At 50.9% G+C, this 1,063-nt stretch carries 2 protein-coding genes; both read left to right on the forward strand.

What is annotated here, in order from left to right; genetic code table 11:
* Positions 1 to 153 precede the first annotated feature (153 nt).
* Positions 154 to 579, forward strand: a complete 426-nt coding sequence (locus tag GHO32_RS26040; RefSeq protein WP_153331004.1) for a hypothetical protein — start codon at positions 154 to 156, stop codon at positions 577 to 579.
* 255 nt (positions 580 to 834) lie between these two features.
* Positions 835 to 1,063 (forward strand): hypothetical protein (locus GHO32_RS26705; RefSeq protein ID WP_218581168.1); only part of this gene is annotated, 229 nt, incomplete at its 3' end.

The raw sequence follows: 1,063 nt of genomic DNA on the forward strand, positions 1-1,063 counted from the left end.
GAGATGTCTCGTGGGCTCGGGTGGCGTCTGTCTGGCTGTTCCCGTCGTCTTCGACGCCGGTTTATCAGAGCGGCTTGTGGCCGCTCTGGAGGCAGCTTTCAGCTGCCCAAAGCAGGCTGCGCTACCATGCGATTTTCGCCTGGGAGCAGCCCAATGCAGCGTCTAGCAAAACCCTCTGATTACGTTCTGCAGGACATCCTCGGCAGATCGCAGTACGTGCTGCCCTGGGAGGACAAGCTTTGTCCTGGGAATCCCACAGACGACCCTGATGCTGGTTCGATTGAGTACAACGAGCATGCCATTGAGAGGGCCCATAACGGCGGTATGGCCATCGCAACCGATCCGGTAGCCGACGCAGTGAATGCGGCACTAAAAACGCCTGGAGAGGCTTACAGGACCCTTTCGCGGGATCTGGCGGCCTCATACCTGGGTGATTATCAATTTCTTATGAGCGACCTAGAGCTCTGGGACGAAGAAACCAAAGCGATCCGCGTTCTCCTGGTCTTTTCCAACCAGGATCTACACAAGCTATCTGCGCGCCAGGTTATGGACCTTCGCGCTCGAGCTGCACAGGTCTGACGCGCTGCGCTTGTCTCCTCGATCAGTGCACGGGAACAAGTACCCGTGCCCCGATCGAGGCTCTTAATTGCCTATTTTTGATGATCCAAACACACCTGTATGCTTCTTCCCGAAGGTGTCTGTAAGGATTCTGCAAGATATTTTAAATACGTTTTAAAAACTCTCGCAAAAAATACATAAGAAGTCTGTTGGTTATTTTTTAGTGGCATATAGAATCGCCAAAAAAATCGCGCAAGCATCATTTTGGGGTGTCATATGTCCAAGGCAGTAAGCAGCATCGCATCGGAAGTAAATGAATTACTTCGTAAAAATGGAAATGAGTTCATGACTCTAAAGTGGGCTCAGTTTTACAAAATATGCGACAGAGAACGTCTCGCCGATGTGGTTATGGAAAACATCGCAAAACAGCTCAAAAAAAATGACCTGCATAGCAGCGACGGCAACAACGTCATTGTCGTTCGTGACTTGTGCTGGAGCCCTGTAG

Origin of the sequence: Pseudomonas sp. FSL R10-2189 (assembly GCF_009600325.1) — a bacterium.
GTDB lineage: Bacteria > Pseudomonadota > Gammaproteobacteria > Pseudomonadales > Pseudomonadaceae > Aquipseudomonas > Aquipseudomonas helleri.